The following is a 20,128-nucleotide window of genomic DNA, read 5'->3' as shown; positions in this document are numbered from 1 at the left end:
CAATTCCGGACAGTCATGTCGTGACCTGCATCGCGAGCTTACGGGATCAGACGATGCGGATCAGGATCTCGGAATGTCCGGCGCGGATCACATCACCGTCGGCCAGCTGCCAGTCTTGCACCGGGGAACCGTTCACCAGGGTGCCGTTGGTCGAGCCGAGATCCGACAGCATGGCGGTCTGCCCGTCCCAGCGGACCTCGATGTGCCTGCGCGAGACACCGGTGTCCGGCAGGCGGAAGTGCGCGTCCTGGCCGCGGCCGATGATGTTGCTTCCCTCACGCAGCTGATAGGTGCGGCCGCTGCCGTCGTCGAGCTGGAGGGTTGCCGAATACCCCGAACCCGCCGCGGCGCCCGCGGCGTACCCACCGCCCGCGTAGCCACCCTGCGCGCCGTAACCGGGCTGCTGGGAGTACGCCTGACCGTAGTTCTGGTCCTCGCCGTAGCCGCCCTGATCGCCGTAGCCCTGGTCCGCGTAGCCCTGATCGGCGTAGCCGGGCTGGCCGTAGCCCTGCTGGGCCCCCTGCGGGCCGTAACCCTGCTGGGCGCCGTAGGCCGGGTCGGCGTAGGCCTGCTCGCCGTAGCCGGGTTGTCCCGCGCTTTGCTGACCGCCCGCGGCCGGGGCGTAGCCCTGATCGGCGTAACCGGGCTGACCGTAGCCCGGCTCGGAGTAGCCGCCGCCTTGCTGGCCGTAGCCCTGGTCGTAGCCGGGCTGCTGGTACCCCTGGTCGTAGCCGGGCTGACCGTAGCCCGGCTCGGCCTGGCCGTAACCCGGTTCGCCGTAGCCGCCCTGCTGGCCGTAGGCCTGCTGACCGCCCTGCTGGTAGTCGTAGCCGTTCTGGTAGTCGCCACCCTGGTAGTCGCTGTAGCCCTGCGACTCCGGCGCGCGGTAGTCGGCGCCCGCGCCGTAGGGCGCGCCCGAACCGTAGTCCTCGGGGTACGCGCCGTTCTGCGGCCCGCGTCCCGCGGGCGGGGGTGCGTACCCGCGGTTGCGTGGATCGGACTCCGCGGGCTCACGGCTCGGGTCGTAGCCAGAGTTCTGCGTCATGGGGCCAGCTCCTGGTTGCGGGTGTGCGGGTCGTTGTGGCGGGGGTTCCGGGCTGCGAGCTGCGGGAGCCGCACGGCCGACGTCGGGATCGACCCGGCCGCTCGCCCTGAACTGTCCGGTGTGCAGCGTAGGGGATGCCTCGAACGCCACGTGTACTTCGCCGTAGGTCTGCCACCCTTGTTCGCGGATGAAGTCCTGCAGATGCTTGGCGAACGCGCGCGTCGTGAGGTCGTGATCGGCGTCGAGCTGCTGATGATCCGACGGGTTGATCGTGATCACATAACTGTTGGGTGCGAGCAGATGCCCACCGTCGAGTTCCTGGACGTGATCGGCCGCCTCGCGCTGCAACGCCGCCTCCACCTCCTGCGGCACGACGCTCCCACCGAAGACCCTGGCGAACACATCACCGACGGCGCCTTGCAGGCGACGCTCGAATCTCGAAACGATGCCCATCTCGGCCCTCCCTTCGGTGAGATGTCTCCTCATTCGCAACGACGACACGCGGACGTGGCGTGTCGTTCAACGAGCACGTTCTTTGCATGATATCCGCGATCGTCTACACCTGTAACTGATGGAACTCGCCGCGGGTTCCCGCGGGTCGTCGCGGAGGGTGGACCGCGATTTCGTATCCGGGCGGGCTCCGTGATACTGTCTCCGAGTCGCTCGGGCGAGTGGCGGAATGGCAGACGCGCTGGCTTCAGGTGCCAGTGTCCTTCGGGACGTGGGGGTTCAAGTCCCCCTTCGCCCACAGATGCGGAAAAGCCGCAGATCAGATTCGTCTGATCTGCGGCTTTTCTCGTTTCCGGGTCAGGCCGGCTTGATGTTGGCGTTGCGGTGCAGCACGTTGCCCGGGTCGTACTTCGCCTTGAGCGCGGCCAGTCTCGCGTACTTCGCACCGTAGGACCTACGGATCAGCTCCTCGCTGGGTTCGGCCATGAAGTTGATATAGCCGGCCGGGTTCGACGACAGCGGTTCCAGCGTCTCCCAGGTCTGCCTGGCCCATTGTTTGTCGGTGGCGAGCACTTCGGGTTCGGTGGCGACGGCCGCGATGTTCACGACGTAATGCGGTGCGCGCGCCCCGCCGAAGGCCGTGTCGTCGACGCCGACCGCGGAGAACGCGCCGTCGAGGCAGAAGCACGGCATGAACGACAGCGGCGAGGTCTTCTTTCCGATGCTGTCGGTGATGACCGTGATCGCCTCGTCGGAGATGTCGTCGATGTCGAGGGCCTTCTCATATCCGAGAATTCCCCAGGGCGCGGCGTTGTCGAGCAGGCTCTGCAATGCCGTGTAGGGCATGGGCGTGATGAATTCGAACAGCGGCGGCAGCGCGTCCCGGATCGGCGCGACCATCCGCGCATGCTCGTCGGCGGTGCCGAAGCCGGCCACCAGCAGCGCATAGCCCGGCATCAGGTGGTACTGCTCGGGCACGAACGGCTCCGGCGGCGCGGACAGGCCGAGTGCCATCAGCGCGCCGGCGCGCTCGGGCAGGGTCGGGAGGAACTCGCGGCACATCCGCAGCATGTCGGCGCCCGCGGCGCGATCCCAGAAGAACAGCCCGAAATGGATCTCCGGTCCGAGCCGGTGCAGCCGGAACTCGAACTCGGTGACCACACCGAAATTGCCGCCACCGCCGCGCAGGCCCCAGAACAGATCGGCGTTCTCCTGTTGGGATGCTCGCACGATGCTGCCGTCGGCCAGCACGACTTGCGCCGCGGCCAGATTGTCGATGGTCAGGCCGAAGGTATGGGTGAGCCAGCCCATTCCGCCGCCGAGAGTCAGGCCCCCGACGCCGGTATGGCTGATGGTCCCGCCGGGCACGGCCAGCCCGTGAGCCTGGGTGGCGGCATCCATGTCCGCCATGGTCGCGCCGCCGCCGACCCTGGCGAGCTGTACCTCGGGGTCGACCACGACCTGATTCATCGCGCTGAGGTTGATCATCAGCCCGTCGTCGACGGACGAGGAGCCGCTGAAGGCGTGGCCGCCACCGCGCACGGCTATCTCGAGTCCGTGTTCGCGCCCGAAGGACACGGCCGCGGAGACATCGTCGGCGGACAGGCAGCCCGCGATCATCGCCGGGTGCTTGTCGATATCGCCGTTCCAGAGTGAGCGCGCGGTGTCGTAGCCCGCGTCGCCGGGGCCGTGGACCGGCCCGCTGATCATCGAACGCAATGCGCCCAGACCGGAGTGCAGTGTTCGTGCCATAACTTTCTCCCGCATTGTGTGGCCCCCGCTGAATGCGAAGCCGGGCACCACCACCGGCTTCCCGCGACACCCACCTGGCAGCTGGTGGGCTGCGCTCGAACTCTTGCTCCGAGCTGAGGTGTGATACGCGGCACGCCGTCGGGGAGTTCATCGTGGCCTGCGTCCGGCCTCGGTCGATGGGGTGAACCTGGGGCGCGGGTGGCCCTGTCGTGGTCATGGAACGCGTTTCAGTTTCTCGCCGCGGAATTCGCTGAACAGGGTTGACTCGCGATAAGAACCTGTTCTAATTCATGGCATGCGCAGATTTGACGGCCGCCGGGTGGTGGTAACAGGTGCCGGATCAGGTATCGGACAGGGCATCGCATTGCGACTGCTCGACGAGGGGGCCCAGTTGGTGGCCGTCGACATCGACGAGCCCGGCCTGGCCGCGACCGCAGACAAGGCAGGCGACGCCGCCGACCGACTGCGGACGGTCCGGCTCGATATCGCCGATCAGGACTCGGTGCGCACCGGCACCGCGACGGCCCTCGAGTTCCTCGGCGGGCTCGATGTGCTGGTGAACTCCGCCGGCATCCTGCGCCCCGCCCGCACCCACGAGATGCCGCTCGACGCCTGGGACACGGTGATCCGGGTGAACCTCACCGGCACCTTCCTGATGACGCAGGCCGCCCTGCCCGCGCTGCTCGAATCCGGTCGTGGCGTGGTGGTCAACCTGTCGTCGACCGCGGCGTTCCAGGGTTCGCCGTATCTGGCGGCCTACGCGGCGTCCAAGGGCGGTGTCGCCAGCTTCACTCACGCCATCGCGCTCGAATACGCCAAGCAGGGCCTGCGCGCAGTGAACATCGTGCCCGCGGGTATCACCAGCGGGATCACCACCAAATCGATCCTGGAGCAGCCGGAGGGTTTCGATCCCAGCCTGTTCGCGCGGCTGACCGGCTGGCTCAACGGCGGCGCGCTCGGCAGCCCGGAGGACATCGCGGGCGTCGTCGCGATGGTCGCCTCCGACGACGGCCGTTACATGACGGGCACCGAGATCCGGGTCGACGGCGGCGCCCTCATGTGAGGGCGTCGGTGCGGTCAGGACGCGGCGGGCCGGGCGATCAGCAGATGGAACGGGATCGGCGGGTTGGGGATCCGCCGGTGCTCGACCGTGCAGCCGGCCGCGACCAGTGTGTCGATCACCTCGGCGACCGGGCGCAGCGTGAATCCGTAGCCGGTGAACGGCAGCTTTCGCATCGCGTCCGGATCGCCGATGCCGATCACGAGCCTGCCGCCGGGGCGGACTACTCGCGCCATTTCGGTGCAGGCGGCGGGCAGGTCGTCGACGAAATAGATGGTGTTGCAGGTGATCGCGGCGTCGAGGCTGTCGGTCTCGAGCGGCAGCGCGGTGAGCGAGCCCTCGGCCAGGCGCAGTCGGCCGGCCGCGATGTCGTCGGCGAAACCGGATTCGGCCCGGTCGAGCATGTCGGTGGAGATCTCGATGCCGTGCACGACGCCATCGGCGCCCACCCGATCCAGCAGTTTCCGCAAGCCGGTGCCGCCGCCGAAACCGATATCGGCGACGACCGGTGCGCCGGACTGTTCTTCGATGGCCGCGTCGACGGCTGCCGTGATGGCGCGACCGTTGCCGCGGTTCAATACCGGCGCGACGACCTTGCCGAGCAGGCCGTGCGGATTGCCGAGCTGGCCGGCGACGGTCGACAGGACGCGGTCACGGAGCCCACTCATGCGGCCATGGTATCGGGGCCATGCGCGATCGACCGGGCGGTGATCGACGTTGCGGCAATACTGTTCCCGCGCGGTAGGTTCCGGCCGATAGGCGTGGCGCATTGAGGTCAGCGTCTCCAATAGGACGGCCAAGTCGAACGACAGGCGTCGCCATGCGCGCACCACTGGCCCTGCTCGCCACCTGTGTCCTGATGAGTGCGGGCAGCGCGAGCGCCGCACCGGCATGGGGGCCGCTCGCACCACCCAATCCGCATCTGGGACCGCTGGGCACCGCGACCATGCACGGTGACGCGGGCTCCTCGGATGCGACACCGCTGGCCGGACCAGGGACCGGCCTGCATCCGGTGACGATCTATCCGCTGGCCGCCGCCTGCCCGACCTTGTTGCAGGGCAACGACGGTCTGGTGGTGGCGTTGTGCACCACGGTCGCCGGGCGCGAGCCGACGGTGTTCCTGATCGACCCGCAGTCACCGGTCGGCCTGCCGCTGGCCTCGCTGCCGCTGACCAAGGGCAGTCTCCTCGGCGGCGTATACGCCTACCTCGACAACGCCGACCGTCTGGTGGTGGTGGACGGCAACCGGGACCTGCTGCGGATCGGGCACCGCCGCAGCGAATCCGGACGATGGCAACTCTCGGTCGATTCCACGGTGGCGCTGGCGGGCTCGATTCCGGCGGGCGACAACGTCACCGGGCTGGTGCCGGATTGGTCCGGCAATGTCTGGTTCGCCACCGGCGGCGGGGTGGCCGGCTTCGTGCGGCCCTCCGGCTCGGTGGCGGCGATGGCGCTGCCCGGCGGTGAGCAGGTGGCCAACAGCATCTCCGCCGCGCCGAGCGGGCGGGTCGCGGTGGCCACCACGCACGCCCTCTACGAATTGCGGGCGAGCGGTTCCGGTCCGGAAGTGTTGTGGCGCGCGCCCTATGAGCGTGGTTCGGCGCGCAAGCCGGGACAGTTGAGTTGGGGGACCGGTTCCACGCCCACCTATTTCGGCCCGCGGACCGGCGCCGACTACCTCACCATCGTCGACAATGCCGACGGCCGGGTCCGGCTGCTGGTCTTCCGCTCCGGCAGTGGCGAGTTGGTCTGCACGCAGCCGGTGCTGACCGAAGCCGGTGCGGGCAGCGAGAATTCGCCGATCGGCATCGGCCGGTCGGTGTTCGTGGCGAGCACCTATGGCTATCCCTATCCGGCCGTGCCCGAGGACGCGGGTCCCGCGGTGCCGCCGACGGCGCCGTTCACCGGCGGGCTCACCCGAGTCGATGTGGACGACAACGGTTGCCGCACAGTGTGGGACAGCGCGGTGCGCAGCGCGGCGGTGCCGCACCTGTCGACCGCCGACGGCCTGGTCTACACCGTGTCGCGGATCGGCCTGCCGACGACGACGCCGCTGGATGGTTATGCGCTGACGGTGATCGACCCGGAAACCGGTGGCGTACTGGCCAACAGTGTGCTGCCGCCGACGATCGTCGGTGATCCGTTGCAGATGTCGGCGTTGATCACCAAGAGCGGCAAGCTCTTCCAGGGCACCGTCACCGGTGTGGTCCGGGTGGGCTGAAGGCCGCCGGATCTGTCCGATTCACCCGTTTAAACCTCCGATGAGGCGAAGATCACACCGTGGATTTCAGTAACTCCGATGGTGCTGATCTGTGCCGATCGATGGGGTCGCTGATCGCATTGCGGTGACCGGATAACCAGCCGGTTAACTGTGTATTGGTACATGTAGGCCACCCACTGCACGATGCTGATCGTGTTTGTTCCGTGATAAACAAACCTGTGGTCGCTTTCTCGCCACAGTTCGTTCAGCTATCCCCATTATCCACACTGAATCCCCAGGTAGCGGGGCATGTTGTGAGTACCGACCGGTAGCGGACAAGTAGGCGTGGCTAATCGCCTGAGGGTGTCCGGCCGAGTCAGGTCTGTGACCTCGAAAAACGAAATGCAATTGCAGATGAAAGGACCAAATCGCGGTTCACATCGGGCGCTGCGAGTTAGCTGGAGGCATGAAAAACGAGGTCTTCACATGGGTTTGCGGAGGGTCTGCTTTATACGCTTGACAGCTGCGCAGAGGGTTGCGCAGGCATAACGATTGTGTAGAGTCAACGGCAACGCTGGCCGCAGCTGAGCACGACTCGCTGCGGCCAGCGGAACTCAAATGGGGGAGTTCTTCACCGATCCGAATCCCGGCGTTGCCAACGGTTGCCGCAGCCGTGATCGCTCACGGTGTGCTCGGCGATGGCTACCGCAACCGATCCACCGCAACAGCTACCGTCTGGTCGGTTTCAGAATGGTCTCGTTCCAGCGCCGCCCGCCGGCCCGCCCCGAACACATACAGCAGAAACAGGGCCTCGGCCGCGAACCCGATCGCGATCCGCACCGGCGCGGGCAGACCGCTCGGCGTCACGAAACCCTCCAGCAGACCAGCCACCAGCAGCACACCCATCAGCCCCAGCGCGATCGTCGCGGTGGTCCTGCCCTGCCGCGCCACCGCCTCCAACCGGCTGAACCGCCCCGGATCGACCAGCGTCCAGCCGAGTTTTAGTCCCGCACCACCCGCGACGAAGACCGCCGTCAGCTCGAGCGTGCCGTGCGGCAGGATGAACCCGAAAAACGATTCCAGCCGCCCCGCTTCGGCCATCAACCCGGCCGTGACGCCGAGGTTGAGCGCGTTCATGAACAGCAGATACAGCGCGGGCAGGATCAGCACGCCGGTGAACAGCGCGATCGCCGACACCCAGGCGTTATTGGTCCACACCTGCGCCGCGAATGCCTCGTTCGGATGCTCGGAGTAATAGGTCTCGAACGCGCCACCGGGTGCCGTGACCGCGCGGGTGTCGTCTGGAATGCCGAGAACCGAACGCGCCGAATCGGATTCGGCCACCCAGCCCGCGAGACCTGCGGACACCAGCAGGAACACCGCCGCCACCGACACCCACCACGGCCACGCGCGATACACCGCGGCCGGGAACCGGTGGGTGAAGAAGCGCCCGACCTCCGACCAGGTGTCGGCCCTGGTGCCGAGCACCTTCGCCCGCGCCCGCGCCAGCACCGCGCTCAGGCCCGCCACCAGCTCCGGATCCGGGCTGTGGGTCTGCAACCGGGCCAGCTGCTGGGAGGTGCGCCGATACAGGGCGACCAGCTCGTCGGCCTCGGCTCCGGTGAGGCGGCCCTTGCGGGCCAGGAAGTCCAGCCGGTTCCAGGCCCCGCGATGCGCGTAGCTGTATGCGTCGACGTCCATTCGGTTGCCTCCCACTCCCGCTCTGGGAAGAATGCTAGGCGACATGGCTGAGTTCACCACCGGCGAAGCAGTGGCCCTGGAGCTGCCCATCGCGCGCATCCCCACCAGGGCGGGGGCGTTCTTCGTCGACGTGATCATGCAGCTGATCCTCGGCTGGACGCTGATGATGGGCATCGTGTCGATCCTGCTGCCCAGCGGACTCGACTCCGCCTGGCTGACCACGGCGGTGCTGGTCACCACGGTCACGGTGCTGGTCGGCTACCCGGTCACCTGCGAAACCCTCAGCCGTGGACGCACCCTCGGCAAGCTGATCTTCGGACTGCGCGTGGTGCGCGCCGACGGCGGGCCCATCGATTTCCGGCATGCACTGACCCGCGGCCTGGCCGGCGCGATCGTCGACTTCTGGATGCTCGGCGGGTTCGGCGCCATCGCCATGATCAGCTCGCTGTGCTCACCCAACGCCCGCCGGGTCGGTGATGTGCTGGCGGGCACCGTCGTCGTGCACGGGCAGCAGACCCTCCCGATCCCGGCGCTCGCCGTGCCGCCGCCCTGGCTCGCGGACTGGGCCACCCGGCTCGATCCCACCCCGCTGCCCGACGACCTGGCGCTGGCGGTCCGCAAGTACCTGACCCGGTTGCGCACTCTCACCCCGGAGGCCCAGGTCCACCTCGGCAACGCCCTCACCGACGCCGTCTGCGCCCGCCTCGGCATCACCCGCCCCGGCGACTATCCGCCGCCGCAGATCCTCGGCAGCATCATGGCCGAACGGCAGCGTCGCGCGTTGACGACGCCTGCCGTGGCACCGCCGGTGATCGGGTGGGCGGGGCGACCTGCCATCGCCCGATAGCTGCCAGGTCCGCAGGTGCCGGGCATGGGATTCCGGCTGACTGTGAGGTCGTCGCACGTCCAGACGGCGGCGTGGTGTTTGCCAGGTCGTGCACAGACCGCGGATCGCTCGCTCGCGGGCCTCGCGAAGGTTCAGCTGAACCGAACAGCGCGCGCTCGGCCGCCGAGCCCGGGGTGCTGCCTGTCCTCGGGGTAGGTCGCACCCGAGGTCTACCTCCTGCGGGACAGGGAGAGTTCCTCGCCTACATCCCGCCCGACTGCTTGAGCTCCAGGTACTCGTCCGCGAGCGCTTCGGGCAATCGCTCGGGTGAGGCCGCCACCACGTCGATTCCGGTGCGGCGCAGCGACTCCTGCACGAGCGCGCGCTCGGCCAGCAGCGATTCGGCCGCAGCGGCGCCGTAGAGCTCGGCGGGACTGTCGCGGCGGGTGGCGGCCGCTGCGACCTCGGGGTCGGTGACCGAGACGATCAGCACCCGATGACGGTGGGCGAGCACCGGAAGTACCGGCATCAGGTTCTCCTGCACCGCGGCGCCGTCGAGGGTGGTGAACCAGACGATGAGGCTGCGCCGGCGGGTGCGGTCGATGGCGGCGCGCACCATGGCGGCGGTATCGGTGTCGACCAGCGCGGGCGTCACCCCGGCCAGGGCGTGCATCAGCTTCGATTGCAGCCGTCGGCCGCCGATGCCGCGCACCTCCGCGCGCACCTGACGGTCGAAGGCGAGCAGATCCACCGAATCCCCGGCCGCGGCGGCCAGCCCGCCCAGTAGCAGCGCGGCCTCGATGCTCGCGTCCAGCCGGGTGCCGTCGGTGCCGCCGACGCCCACCCGGCCCGCGCTGACGCGTCCGGTGTCGAGCAGCATGAGCATGTGGCGGTTGCGTTCCGGACGCCAGGTGCGCACCAGGACGTCGGCGGCGCGGGCGGTGGCGCGCCAGTCGATGGTGCGCACGTCGTCGCCCGCGACGTATTCGCGGAAGGAATCGAATTCGGTGCCCTGTCCGCGCATGTTCGCCACCGTGCGGCCCTCGAGATGTTGCAGCCGTTTCACTTTCGAGCGCAGCAGTTTCTCGCTGCGGAACGGCGGTAGCGCACGAACCCGGGCGGGCACGCTGTGGCGGGTCTGCCGTCCGGCCAGGCCGAGCGGACCCACGACGCGCACGGTGATCGGCCCGGCCACCCGATCACCGCGCTGGATCGGGGTGAGGGTGGTGCGGTAGCGCGAGCGAGTGCCCGGCTCGAGGGCGATGCGGTGGGTGCGGCCGGTGGCGTGCGCGCTGGCCGGCCAGTCGTCCCACAGCACACCGCGGACGGTGCGCGGGCCGGTATTGGTCACCACGAGCTCCACATCGGTGCTGCGCCCGAGCCGCACGACCGTCAGCGGATCCCTGGTCAACGTCAGCGCGGCGGCACTACCGGCCGCGGCGAGATCCACCAATACCGCGACCAGCAGCAGCGCGCTCACCACCGCGACGCCGAGCCAGGACGGCAGCACGAAGGTGACCAGCAGCGCCGCCGCCACGGCGACGGCGAACAACCGACCGGTGACGACCACGGCCTACACCGGAACCGGGACCGCGAGCAGCAGCGACCGCAGGACCCCTTCGGTGCTCACGCCATCGAGTTCGGCCTCCGGGCGCAGCTGCAACCGATGCCGCAGCACGGCCACCGCAACGGTTTTCACATCGTCCGGGGTGACGAAGCCGCGCCCGTTCAACCAGGCGAACGCCCGGGCCGCTGCCATCAGCGCGGTCGCGCCACGGGTGGAGGCGCCGTGCTGCACGGCCGGTGCCGCGCGGGTGGCCCGGCAGATGTCGACGATGTAGGCCAGCACCTCGGGACTGATCGTGACATTGCCGATCGCGGCCCGCCCCGCGGCGATATGCGCTGGACCGGCCACCGGACGCAGACCGGCAGCGGCCAGATCGCGCGGATCGAAACCGCCGGCATGCCGTTGCAGGATGCGGAATTCGTCATCGCGTTCGGGCAGCTGGATATCGACCTTGAACAGGAAGCGGTCCAGCTGCGCCTCGGGCAGCGGATAGGTGCCTTCCTGTTCGATCGGGTTCTGGGTGGCGACCACCACGAACGGGTCCGGCAGCGGGCGCGGGGTGCCGTCGACGGAGACCTGGCGCTCCTCCATCGATTCCAGCAGCGCGGACTGGGTTTTCGGCGGCGTGCGGTTGATCTCGTCGGCCAGCAGCAGGTTGGTGAACACCGGGCCGGAGCGGAAGGTGAATTCGGTGGTGTGCGGGTCGTAGATCTGCGATCCGGTGACGTCACCCGGCATGAGATCCGGGGTGAACTGCACCCGGGAATGCTCCAAGTCCAGCGCGGTCGCCAGCGCCCGCACCAGCAGCGTCTTCGCCACGCCGGGAACGCCTTCCAGCAGCACGTGCCCGCGGCACAGCAGCGCGAGCACCAGATACATGACGGCATTGTCGTTGCCGACCACCGCCTTGCCGATCTCGGCGCGCAGCGCGGCGAACGCGGCAGCCGCCTCCTCGGCGCTCGGAGCCTTGCTGGTGTCAATGCTGGTCACGAGACCTCCGCTTCGATCCATTCGAGTTGCGCGGCAACCATTTCCAAGGTGTGTTCATCGGGTACCGGCCCGTAGAGCGCCGCGTACACCCAGTTCGGGTCCGCACCGGTGCGCGCGGTGAGTGCGGCGGCCACCTGATCCGGCGCGGAATCGGCGGTGACGCCGAGCGGCGCGCGCACCCGGCGCAGGGTGGCCGCCCGCAGTTTCGCCGCCACGTATTCGTAGTCCTTCGACCGCCGGTACAGCGCCGCCTGCCCGGCGAGCAGTTCATTGGCGGTGACCTCGACCGGGCGTGGTTCGCCGACCAGCGCGCCGCGTCGCCGCGCCCGCCACCACACCAGCAGCGCGCCCGCGATCAGGAACTGCAAGCCGCCGAACGCGATGGGGGCGGGCAGGCGTTCGAAGATGGAATCCGATCCGGTGCCGAAATCGGGGTCGATGTCGTCGGGATAGTCGGGTTCCGGCAGATCCGGCGGGATATCGGGCGGCGGGGGAGCGTCGGGGGCGCCGCACGATTGCAGCACCGCCCATAGCAGCAGGATCAGCACGGCGACGCCCGCGAGGGTGGCCCAGAACTTCGGGTCGCGCAGCAGATCCGGCAGCGGAGGCAGGTTCGGCCGGGTGCGTGGCTTGCGTTCGACGGCGTCGACTTCGCGCGGTTCGGCGGCCGGTGGTGGCGCGGCCGCGGAGAACTGGTCGACGAACTCGAGCCTGCGGTATTCGTCCTCGGTCGCGTGCCTGCCGCCGTAGACGACCTCGTCGAAACTGTGCGCGGCCGGACGGAATTCGTCGGCATGCTGCACCGGAACGGCCGCGGTGGTGACCTCGTCAGCGGTCTCGGCGGCGGTACGGGACCGGCGGATATCGAGCAGGCCGCGCTGTTCCAGCCCACGCAGGGTTGCGCGGAAGCGTTCCCGCAGGGCGGAGTCGTAATCGCGGCGCTCGAGCGCGGATTCGGCGGCGGCGCGGTGATCGGCAGCCGAGCCGAGCCGAGGTGGTTGCGGCGCGGAGCCGTTGTCGGGGGTGTTCAGCTCGGCCATCGCACCGCCTCGGCGATCGGCGCGGGCAGCCGGATGTCGAGGCCTTCGCGGCGGCAGCGCCGGTCCACATAGACCACCACCCTGGTCGCGGATTCGACGATTTCACCGAACGCGACGATCAACAGCACGGCCGAGGTCGTCAGGACGATGACCGCCCAGCGGTGCGTGCCGGAGAAATCGGAGAGGAACCACGGGATACCGAGCAGCGGCAGGGCCGTCAGCAACAGCAGTGCGCGAACACACATCCACAGCCACACCGTCGGCCATTGCGCCCCGCTGACCAGCAGTTTCGAGCGTGCCACCGCGACTCGATGGTGTGCTCCTTCGGCGAATATCACCGGCACCGCCACGAAACGGTTGGCCCGCAACCAGCCCAGCCACAGCAGTGCGAACGGCAGCCCGATGATCAGCACCGTGCCGAGCCCGACGACGGCGACGCCGACCAGCGTGAACAGCGATCCGAACAGCAACTGCGGGCCGAGCCGCGCCGCGAAACGCCGTAGCGCGGTACGCCAATCGATCGGCGCGCCGGCGATCGCGGCGGTACCGATCGCGGTGGTGATGCCGCGCAGGACGACCCGGACCAGCCAGAGGCAGACCAGCGTGCTGAGCACCACGGCCAGCGCGACCGCGGCGTCATCGTTATCGGACAGGCGCGCGACTCCGGCCGTGACACCGGCGACGACGAGTTCGGCCGCGACGATCAGGACCGCGCCGAACCCGGCCAGCGGGCGGATGGCCGACTGGATGAGCGCGAACGGCGTATCGAGCAGTTCGCGGAAGGTCATCGGACGGATCGGCACCGTCGTTCCGAGAGACCCCGGCACCGGATCGTTCCCCGCCCCGACGGCACCGGCCGTTTCGGCTGGTGGCACGCGGCCGAGTGTAACCGGTCGGACAGCAATGGGTCCGACGGTGATGTCCCCGCGCTGCGGCGGACAGCCGGGCGCTGTCGGTCCGGCGTGGAAGGTGCCGACCGGGCACCGGTGGGGCGGTGCGGGCGGTCTGTTCAGCTCAGCAGATGCTCCACCACGCGCCGGTACCGCTCCGGGTCGATCGGCGGCAGCCCGAGCAAGGCGCGCAGATAGATTCCGTCGCCGACCAGCCGCACCAGATCCGCGCGCACCGGGTCGTCGATTTCGGCGTCCAGGCCATCGGACCACGAGTTCATCATCTCGGCCAGCGCTTGCTGGACGACGTCGGTCTCCGGGCCCGCAGTGGCGTCGACCGTGCGCATGGTGGCCAGCAGCGATCGGTACAGCTCCAGTTCGAGGGCTTCGTCGGTGGATTCGGTGTTCGGGATCTGCAAGTACCACTCGGCCACCGAGCCGCCCGCGGCGACCGAATCGGCGAGCTGGGTGCGGGCGCGATCGGTCAGCCGCCGGACGAGGCCGGCGAGCAGCGCGTCCTTGCTCTTGAAGTGATAGAGCAGCCCGCCCTTGGACACGCCCGCGGCGGCGGCGACGTTCTCGAGGGTCACCTGGGACATGCCCTTGTCCAGCAGCAGGGTCTCGAGGGCGTCCAGGATGCGATCGCGGGTGGTGGTTGTCACGGGATCAACTGTACCGGCTGGACGGTAATGTTTGGTACTGTACCGTCTGGACGGTTTACGACGAACGACGAAAGTCGAGAAGGATCATGGACATCACCACGGGCACCGGCCCCGACCTGCGCGAAACCCCGCCCCGCGCCACCACGCGGGACTGGATCGGCCTGGCCGTGCTGGCCCTCGCCCTGCTGCTGCTCGCGGTGGACGCGACCGTGCTCGATATCGCGGTCCCCGCCATCAGCGCCGACCTGGCCCCGAGCACCACCCAGCTGCTGTGGATCATCGACGTCTACTCGTTCGTGCTGGCAGGCCTGCTGGTGATGATGGGCAACCTCGGCGACCGGATCGGCCGGCGCAGGCTGCTGCTGATCGGCGCGGCGGGCTTCGGGCTCGCCTCGCTACTGGCGGCCTGGTCGGTCAGCCCCGAAATGCTGATCGCCGCCCGCGTCTTGCAGGGCGTCACCGGCGCGACCCTGATGCCGGCCACCCTCGGGCTGATCCGCTCGATGTTCCTCGACCCGCGTCAGCGCACCTTCGCCATCGCGGTCTGGGGTGCCATGGCCGGTGGTGGCGCCGCCGCGGGTCCGCTGCTGGGTGGCTGGCTGCTCGAGCACTACTGGTGGGGTTCGGTGTTCCTGGCGAATCTGCCGGTGATGCTGGCGCTGGTCGCGCTCGGCCCGCTGCTCATCCCGGAGTCGAAGGACCCGAACCCGGGCCGATTCGACATCCCGAGCGCGGTGCTGTCGATGCTGGCGCTGGTGCCGTTCGTGTACGCGGTCAAGGAGTTCGCGGCGCACGGTGTGAGCCCGGTGCCGATGGTCGCGGGTGTGATCGGCGTGGGCGCCGGCGTGCTGTTCGTGCGCAGGCAGCGCACCCTCGACCAGCCCATGCTCGACCTGCGACTGTTCGAGGTGCCGCAGTTCCGCACGGCGGTGCTGACCAACCTGCTCGCGGTCTTCGCGCTGGCCGGCGTGCTGTTCTTCGGTTCGCAGTATCTGCAACTGGTGCTCGGCCGCTCGCCGATGCAGGCGGGTTTGCTGTTGCTGCCGGGGCTCGCGGCCAGCGTCGTCGGCTCGCTGCTGGCCGCGGTGCTGGTGCAGCGCTGGCGGCCGACCGCGGTGCTCGGTGGCTCGCTGGCGGTGGCAGCGCTCGGTGCGGGGCTGTTCTGCTGGCTGACCGCCGACGCCGCGACAGGGATCGTGCCGTTCGTGCTCGGCTTCGGGCTGATCGGTACCGGCGTCGGCATCGCACTGACGGTGTCGTCGGATCTGGTGGTCAGCTCGGCTCCGGTCGAGCGCGCCGGTGCGGCAGCGGCCATCTCCGAGACCGCCTATGAAACCGGCATCGCGCTCGGTGTGGCGCTGCTCGGCAGCATGGTGATGGCGGTGTTCCGCAACGGGCTGGACCTGTCGGCGTTGCCGTCGGAGGCATCCGGCGCGGCTGCTGAATCGCTGGGCGGCGTTGCCGATCTGGCTGCGCAGCTACCGGAGGCGGCGGGCACGGCGCTGCTGACGTCGGCGCACGAATCCTTCGTCACCGGTATCCATCTGGCCTCGGTCGGCATCGCGGGCGTGCTGCTGGTGGCGGCAGTGCTGGCGTTCCGCTCGCGGGGCGCGCGGAGCTCAGGGGCAGCGCGGGGCTGACGGGCAGCGCGGAGCCGACGAGGTCGAGCGGCGCTCGGTCGTCTGGGTGGCGAGCCCAGGGGCCGAGCGCGAGCCGGCATTCGAGACGCGCGACCGTGTCCGGTGGAATGAGCGGCCGGCTCTCGGCCCTCCGTACTGCGAACCGGCCGGCTGCGTGGTGGCCCGATCATGTCCGAAACGGCTGCGCAGGCTGTCCGGTCGCGAGGCCGACCGCCTGGGCCGGCGGCGCATCTGTCGTGGGTCGGGGACGATGGCGGTCTGAACCGGCGTCGTCACTTCGGCCCGATGATGGCTAGCGCCGTCCCTTCACGCGCGGCGCGCTCAATTCATCCGGGGCCGGGCGAGTTCGGTGCGTTGGGTGCGCCCGCGCAGGGTCACCTGCTCGCCCAGCTTCCATTGCGCCGCTTCCTCGGCGTCGGCGGCGGCGACGGTGCTCGCGGAACTCAACAGCAGTCCCGAATCCTGTTTGGCCAGTTCGCACAGCCGCGCTGCCTCGTTCACCGCGTCCCCGATGACGGTGAACTCGTAACGCTGGTGGGCGCCCACATTGCCGGCGACCACCCGTCCGGCGGCCACGCCGATGGCGGCGGAGAAATCGGAGGTGTGCTCGTCAAGGCGGGCGCGGATGGCACGGGCGCAGGCCAGCGCCGCCCCCGCCGCATCGGGTAGCGGGGCGGGCGCACCGAAGATCGCCAGCGCCGCATCGCCTTCGAATTTGTTGACCAGCCCGCCCTGCCGCTCCACCTCGTCGACCACGATGGCGAAGAACTCGTTGAGAATCGCGACGATCTCGGTGGCCGGGCGGGTGGCGGTCAACGTCGTGGAGCCGATGATGTCGATGAACAGCGCCGCGGCCTCGCATTCCTGCCCACCCAGCTGCGGATTGCTGCCGATCGCCGCGACCGCGACCTCATGGCCGACGTGCCTGCCGAACAGATCGCGGATCTGTTCGCGTTCGCGGAGCCCGTGCACCATCCGGTTGAAACCGCTTTGCAGCTCACCCAGTTCGGTGCCGTCGTAAACGGTGACCGCCACATTCAGATCGCCGCCCTCCACCTGCCGCAGCGCCCGGCGCACCCCGCGGATGGGCGCCACCGTCGCCGCGGAGGCCTGCATCATCAGCAGCATCCCGAATACCAGGGTCGCCCCGCCGAGGGTGAGCACGCAGACGGCCATGCGTTCGGTGCTGACGTCGAACCCGGTCAGCGACAGCAGCGCGACCACCATCGACAACGCCACCGGCACCGCCGAACCCAGCAGCCACATCAGCATGGTCCGCCCGAAGACGCCGATGCTGTGGATGACCCGTCCCGGCGCGGCGTCGAGCACCCGCGCCGTCACCGAACGCAGCGCGAACTCCGCGATCAGATAGCTGTTGGCGCACACCACGATCGCGCTGAACCCGATGCCGAGCACGATCTTCGGGATGAGTGCCGGATCGGCGAGCCCGTAGAGCAGGCTGAGCACCACCGCCCCGCCGAACCACAGCCACGCCTGCTGGCGCACCAACCGCCGCGGCACCCGCACCGCCGCGCGCTGTTCGGCTTCGGTGGGCACATGCTCGGGGTCGGTGGCCCACCGCAATGTCCGCAGCCCCGACACCGTCCCCCACAGCAGGCCCACCACCACCGCGAGCACCGCATACAACGGCGCGGCAATGGCATTGAGCGGCAGCAACCGCAGCGTGAAGACCGTCGGCCCCGGCAGCACGAACCCGATCAGCACGATCGCCACCGCGATCCCGATCAGATTCGCCCCGATCAACGGAATCGTCAGCAGCAGCTGGATCCGCACCCGCCGAATCCCCGACTTCTCCTCGGCGGGTCCGAGCAGCCGAGAACCCCACGGCTTGGATCCGAACGCTTCGGGCGTGAGCTCACTGTCGGGCACAGGTGGCAGCGTATGCGCGGGTGCGCGCCCCTCGGGGCCGGCGGCGCCGTCGGTGGTGAGACCGGACAGCCGCGAGCCGTTCTCGTTGTGAGTTCGACCGGACCCTTTCGCCGCCCCCGATCCGCGCCGCCGGCCGGTCATCGGCCGACTCGGGTGGCGCGGGTGGTGGGGCGACGACCCAGGATGGCCCGTGAGTCCGTACCAATCGGACGGCGCTGCCCGGCGGCACAGCGCATACCGGCTCGCTGGTCCGTGTTCACCGCTGCACCCGCCCGGTCGCGCGGCGCTCACCGACCCGGCGGAAGTTCGCGCGGCCCCGAAGGTCCGGGCAGTTCCGGCGTGTGGCGGCCGGGCAGTTCGTCGTGGGAAGCGTGCGGCAGCCCGTACCCGGACGCCGAGGCCTGCGGCAGCGCCGAGTAGCGGGGATCGGTCGAGTAGCGGGGGTCGGTTGTCGGGTAGTAGTGCGGCACCTGCGGGTCGACGGCCGCGGCGGCGATGCGCTGGGCGTGCCAGTACTCGGGGGTGCCCGGGGTCAGCTGGTAGCCGGGCGGCACCTGATAGCCCACCTGCGGGGCGGCCTGCGCGGCCGAATCCTCGGAGTCGACGGTGACCTTGCGGGTGCGGCGCAGCGTGAAGGTGATCTCCTCGACCTCCTCGAACGCCTGGCGCGCGGTGCGCAGCGGATGGGTCGCGGTGTCGATGGCATTGGCGACGAAGGAGGGCACCAGCGGGCGGATCCAGCGGGCGGCGGTATCGGTGAACGGCACCTGACCGATCAGCGGCAACTCCAATCCACCGCGCTCACCGGAGTGTTCGGCCTTGGCGGGCACGGTCGCCCGCACCGCGGGTGCGAGGGCACCCGGCGCCGGGGCGATGGCGTTCGCGCCGACCGGGGCGGGCAGATTCGTCGGGGCGATCCCGTCGTGCGACACGGTGGGGTCCTTTCGGTCGGCGGCCGGAGCTCCGGCCGGTAGTTCGGCGGTCGCGCCCGCGCCGACGGCCCGGCGCGAGGGTTCGGTGATGCCGATCTCCAGGCCGCCGATGGCGGCGATGACGCGGGTGCGCTGGCGTTCCCGGTCGATGGCGGTATCGGCCTCGACGGCCAGCCGGGCGGCGGTGAGCTGCTGATCGGCGCGCAGCCGTTCGGCCTCGGTGCGCACCTCGGCCCGCTTCACCGCAATGGCGGCGTCGGCGCTGCGCTCGGCCCGGTCCCGGATGAGGTCGGCGGCCAGCCGCCGCTCCTGCGCGGTTTCCCCGCGCCAGCGGCGCAGGATCAGCGGCAGCAGCGCGAGCAGCACGAACGCGACCGCCGTCAGCAGGCGCAGCAGCAGCGCGCCGGCGTGCGCGGTGGTGTGGTCGTGCATGGCGACCCAGCGCGCCCCGAGCCCACGGTCGGCGTCGGCGAGGGCAGCGGTTTCGGCGGCGTCGACGCGCACCTGCGCATCGGTGACGGCCTGGTCGAGTGGCGCGATCCGGTCCACCGCGGCGGCGTGCTGGGCACGGGCGTCGGCGAGCATGTCCTCGGCGGTCTGCGATTCCGGTCCGCGCCCGGGGACGCCGGTGATGCGGGTCTGCGGGCACTCCGGGGTCGGGTTGTATTCGCAGCGCGCGGTGACCAGCGCCTTGTCGATATCGGCCTGGGCCTGCGCGATCGTCTGGTTCAGGTTCGTGCGGTCGGTGCGGGCCCGGTCCAGATCCGCGCGGGCATCGCGCACGGCAGGCACCGAGGCCGCAGCGGCCGCACCGCGTTCGTCGAGCAGCCGGTCGACGGTACCGCCGAACAGCAGGGTCGAGGCCAGTTCCGCCAGCAGCAGCCCGGTCAGCGCGGCGACGACCACTCGGCCGAGGGAGCCACGCCGGTCGCCGGTCGCACCGTCGCGCCGCAGCACGGTCTCCGGATCGACGGTGGCCAGCGCCTTACCGACAGCGCTCGCCAGCACCGCGACGATCGCCGCCGCCGCGATCACACCGAAGGCAGGCCACCCCGACGCCGCACCCGCCGCACCGGTGACCACACCCGCGACCACGGCGAACAGCGCGACCACCGCGCCGATGAGCGCGTACGCACCGCGTTCCCGGTGGTCTTCGATATCAGGCCGGGCGCCGGACCGGTCCCCGCCGAGCCAGGTGAGCGTGCCGATGACGGTCATGGGATTCCCACATCCTCTACGTCCGAGTCCTTGTCGCGCTCGGCTCCGATATTCGCGCGCAGCTCGCTTCTCGACTGCCACGGCGGTGCGCCCGCGCATGCGAAAGTGTCACGGATTCGTTGTCACAGCGTGACAGGCGATCTGCCGATCCACCGAGCGTGGAGCCCGGGATGTGGTCAGCCTCACAGTCGGCGTCGATGTCGTCGCCGCCCGCCTTCGAGGGTGCGGGCCGACGCGTGATCGGATCCGATGCCGCAGGTAGCGC

Annotated in this window: 15 protein-coding genes and 1 tRNA gene; 5 read left to right on the top strand and 11 right to left on the bottom strand. The window is 69.8% G+C overall.

Features of this window, described 5'->3' with window-relative positions; translation table 11 throughout:
• Positions 1 to 46: 46 nt before the first annotated feature.
• Positions 47 to 1,498 (bottom strand): DUF3662 and FHA domain-containing protein, encoded by a 1,452-nt coding sequence (locus FEK34_RS12150; RefSeq protein WP_138447928.1) that lies wholly within the window; start codon positions 1,496 to 1,498, stop codon positions 47 to 49.
• A gap of 212 nt (positions 1,499 to 1,710) precedes the next feature.
• Here FEK34_RS12150 and FEK34_RS12145 point away from each other — a divergent pair.
• Positions 1,711 to 1,793 (top strand) — tRNA-Leu (locus tag FEK34_RS12145).
• Between the two features lie 59 nt (positions 1,794 to 1,852).
• On the opposite strand, the gene FEK34_RS12140 is transcribed toward FEK34_RS12145, so the two are convergent.
• Positions 1,853 to 3,247, bottom strand: a complete 1,395-nt coding sequence (locus FEK34_RS12140) for an FAD-binding oxidoreductase (protein WP_138447927.1) — start codon at positions 3,245 to 3,247, stop codon at positions 1,853 to 1,855.
• Positions 3,248 to 3,542: 295 nt separating this feature from the next.
• Here FEK34_RS12140 and FEK34_RS12135 point away from each other — a divergent pair, with 295 nt between their 5' ends.
• Entirely contained in the window at positions 3,543 to 4,310 is a 768-nt protein-coding gene (locus FEK34_RS12135; RefSeq protein ID WP_138447926.1) for an SDR family NAD(P)-dependent oxidoreductase, read from the top strand.
• A gap of 14 nt (positions 4,311 to 4,324) precedes the next feature.
• On the opposite strand, the gene FEK34_RS12130 is transcribed toward FEK34_RS12135, so the two are convergent.
• On the bottom strand, positions 4,325 to 4,975 hold the full coding sequence (locus FEK34_RS12130) for a class I SAM-dependent methyltransferase (RefSeq protein ID WP_138447925.1): 651 nt from the start codon (positions 4,973 to 4,975) through the stop codon (positions 4,325 to 4,327).
• Between the two features lie 152 nt (positions 4,976 to 5,127).
• On the opposite strand from FEK34_RS12130, the gene FEK34_RS12125 reads away from it, so the two are divergent.
• Positions 5,128 to 6,528: a hypothetical protein gene (locus FEK34_RS12125; protein ID WP_138447924.1), complete on the top strand. Its 1,401-nt coding sequence runs from the start codon at positions 5,128 to 5,130 to the stop codon at positions 6,526 to 6,528.
• 681 nt (positions 6,529 to 7,209) lie between these two features.
• Here FEK34_RS12125 and FEK34_RS12120 read toward each other — a convergent pair.
• The gene (locus tag FEK34_RS12120; RefSeq protein ID WP_138447923.1) at positions 7,210 to 8,208 is read right to left on the bottom strand and encodes a stage II sporulation protein M; all 999 of its coding nucleotides are present in this window, start codon (positions 8,206 to 8,208) and stop codon (positions 7,210 to 7,212) included.
• 43 nt (positions 8,209 to 8,251) lie between these two features.
• Between FEK34_RS12120 and FEK34_RS12115 the strand changes: the two genes are divergently transcribed.
• Positions 8,252 to 9,055 carry an RDD family protein gene (locus FEK34_RS12115; protein WP_138447922.1) on the top strand — a complete coding sequence of 268 codons (804 nt, stop codon included), beginning with the start codon at positions 8,252 to 8,254 and terminating at the stop codon, positions 9,053 to 9,055.
• A gap of 241 nt (positions 9,056 to 9,296) precedes the next feature.
• Here the strand turns inward: FEK34_RS12115 and FEK34_RS12110 are convergent, their stop codons facing one another.
• From FEK34_RS12110 to FEK34_RS12090, 5 genes are all read right to left on the bottom strand, one after another.
• Entirely contained in the window at positions 9,297 to 10,604 is a 1,308-nt protein-coding gene (locus FEK34_RS12110) for a DUF58 domain-containing protein (RefSeq protein WP_138447921.1), read from the bottom strand.
• A 3-nt stretch (positions 10,605 to 10,607) separates the two neighbouring features.
• Positions 10,608 to 11,612 carry an AAA family ATPase gene (locus FEK34_RS12105; RefSeq protein WP_138447920.1) on the bottom strand — a complete coding sequence of 335 codons (1,005 nt, stop codon included), beginning with the start codon at positions 11,610 to 11,612 and terminating at the stop codon, positions 10,608 to 10,610.
• On the bottom strand, positions 11,588 to 12,631 hold the full coding sequence (locus FEK34_RS12100; protein WP_138447919.1) for a DUF4129 domain-containing protein: 1,044 nt from the start codon (positions 12,629 to 12,631) through the stop codon (positions 11,588 to 11,590). Before FEK34_RS12100 ends, FEK34_RS12105 begins: the two co-directional genes overlap by 25 nt.
• Positions 12,619 to 13,506: a hypothetical protein gene (locus tag FEK34_RS12095; protein ID WP_249359027.1), complete on the bottom strand. Its 888-nt coding sequence runs from the start codon at positions 13,504 to 13,506 to the stop codon at positions 12,619 to 12,621. The genes FEK34_RS12100 and FEK34_RS12095 overlap by 13 nt, the downstream gene beginning before the upstream one ends.
• A 134-nt stretch (positions 13,507 to 13,640) precedes the next feature.
• Positions 13,641 to 14,183 (bottom strand): TetR/AcrR family transcriptional regulator, encoded by a 543-nt coding sequence (locus tag FEK34_RS12090; RefSeq protein ID WP_138447918.1) that lies wholly within the window; start codon positions 14,181 to 14,183, stop codon positions 13,641 to 13,643.
• 86 nt (positions 14,184 to 14,269) lie between these two features.
• Here FEK34_RS12090 and FEK34_RS12085 point away from each other — a divergent pair, with 86 nt between their 5' ends.
• Positions 14,270 to 15,823 (top strand): MFS transporter, encoded by a 1,554-nt coding sequence (locus FEK34_RS12085; RefSeq protein WP_138447917.1) that lies wholly within the window; start codon positions 14,270 to 14,272, stop codon positions 15,821 to 15,823.
• A gap of 321 nt (positions 15,824 to 16,144) precedes the next feature.
• Here FEK34_RS12085 and FEK34_RS12080 read toward each other — a convergent pair whose 3' ends face one another.
• Both FEK34_RS12080 and FEK34_RS12075 read right to left on the bottom strand, forming a co-directional pair.
• Entirely contained in the window at positions 16,145 to 17,713 is a 1,569-nt protein-coding gene (locus FEK34_RS12080) for an adenylate/guanylate cyclase domain-containing protein (RefSeq protein WP_138447916.1), read from the bottom strand.
• A gap of 287 nt (positions 17,714 to 18,000) precedes the next feature.
• Positions 18,001 to 19,863: a DUF4407 domain-containing protein gene (locus FEK34_RS12075; protein ID WP_138447915.1), complete on the bottom strand. Its 1,863-nt coding sequence runs from the start codon at positions 19,861 to 19,863 to the stop codon at positions 18,001 to 18,003.
• Positions 19,864 to 20,128: the final 265 nt, after the last annotated feature.

Source organism: Nocardia cyriacigeorgica (assembly GCF_005863245.1).
In the GTDB taxonomy this organism is placed as follows: Bacteria; Actinomycetota; Actinomycetes; order Mycobacteriales; family Mycobacteriaceae; genus Nocardia; species Nocardia cyriacigeorgica_C.
Note: the sequence above shows the minus strand (reverse complement) of the source record. Positions and strands in the feature narration are given on the sequence as shown.

Coding starts and splice junctions, on each gene's coding strand:
- FEK34_RS12150 (WP_138447928.1), bottom strand. CDS start 1,498: ATGGGCATCGTTTCGAGATTCGAGCGTCGCCTGCAAGGCGCCGTCGGT.
- FEK34_RS12140 (WP_138447927.1), bottom strand. CDS start 3,247: ATGGCACGAACACTGCACTCCGGTCTGGGCGCATTGCGTTCGATGATC.
- FEK34_RS12135 (WP_138447926.1), top strand. CDS start 3,543: ATGCGCAGATTTGACGGCCGCCGGGTGGTGGTAACAGGTGCCGGATCA.
- FEK34_RS12130 (WP_138447925.1), bottom strand. CDS start 4,975: ATGAGTGGGCTCCGTGACCGCGTCCTGTCGACCGTCGCCGGCCAGCTC.
- FEK34_RS12125 (WP_138447924.1), top strand. CDS start 5,128: ATGCGCGCACCACTGGCCCTGCTCGCCACCTGTGTCCTGATGAGTGCG.
- FEK34_RS12120 (WP_138447923.1), bottom strand. CDS start 8,208: ATGGACGTCGACGCATACAGCTACGCGCATCGCGGGGCCTGGAACCGG.
- FEK34_RS12115 (WP_138447922.1), top strand. CDS start 8,252: ATGGCTGAGTTCACCACCGGCGAAGCAGTGGCCCTGGAGCTGCCCATC.
- FEK34_RS12105 (WP_138447920.1), bottom strand. CDS start 11,612: ATGGATCGAAGCGGAGGTCTCGTGACCAGCATTGACACCAGCAAGGCT.
- FEK34_RS12100 (WP_138447919.1), bottom strand. CDS start 12,631: ATGGCCGAGCTGAACACCCCCGACAACGGCTCCGCGCCGCAACCACCT.
- FEK34_RS12085 (WP_138447917.1), top strand. CDS start 14,270: ATGGACATCACCACGGGCACCGGCCCCGACCTGCGCGAAACCCCGCCC.
- FEK34_RS12075 (WP_138447915.1), bottom strand. CDS start 19,863: ATGACCGTCATCGGCACGCTCACCTGGCTCGGCGGGGACCGGTCCGGC.